The organism is Flavobacterium piscis, assembly GCF_001686925.1.
Classification (GTDB): Bacteria; Bacteroidota; Bacteroidia; order Flavobacteriales; family Flavobacteriaceae; genus Flavobacterium; species Flavobacterium piscis.
This window is the reverse complement of record NZ_LVEN01000043.1, coordinates 1-549: the sequence shown is the minus strand read 5'-3', so window position 1 is coordinate 549 and position 549 is coordinate 1. Positions and strand designations below refer to the sequence as shown.

The window sequence follows — 549 nt, the reverse complement described above, 5'->3', positions numbered from 1 at the left end:
AATCAGAAGGAGAAGACACATAGGTATAAGAAAAAGATGCGAGACGAACAGCCTTTGCGGCCTTAAAAAAAAAAGCAGTACAGACAATAAAAAAAACCTTTGCGTACTTTGCGGTAAATTTCACAAAGTGATATAAACAAAAAATCCCTCCCGATAAATCGGGAAGGATTCTTAAAAGAAAGGCGACGACATACTCTCCCACATAACTGCAGTACCATCTGCGCAGGCGGGCTTAACTACTCTGTTCGGGATGGGAAGAGGTGAGCCCCGCCGCAATAACCACCTTAAGGCCGTTTTGCAATGGGTGATTAGCCTTAGCTAGTCAACATTACACAATATCTTAACATACTGAGATAAAGAAAAGTATTTTATTTATTAGAAAGTTTCTCCCCCCGACCGGAGTCGGGGGAAAAGGGTGTACATAAGCTTACGGATTATTAGTACTACTCGACTATGACATTACTGCCTTTACATCTATAGCCTATCAACGTGGTCATCTTCCACGATCCTTAAAAGAAATCTCATCTTGTGGTGGGTTTCGCGCTTATT

2 rRNA genes are annotated in these 549 nt (G+C 41.5%); both read right to left on the bottom strand.

The annotated features are described in order from the left end of the window. Window positions 1-177: 177 nt before the first annotated feature. A 5S ribosomal RNA gene (rrf, locus tag FLP_RS19680) occupies window positions 178-287 on the bottom strand. 130 nt (window positions 288-417) lie between these two features. Further along, window positions 418-549: ribosomal RNA gene (locus FLP_RS25665) — 23S ribosomal RNA — on the bottom strand; the annotation flags it as partial.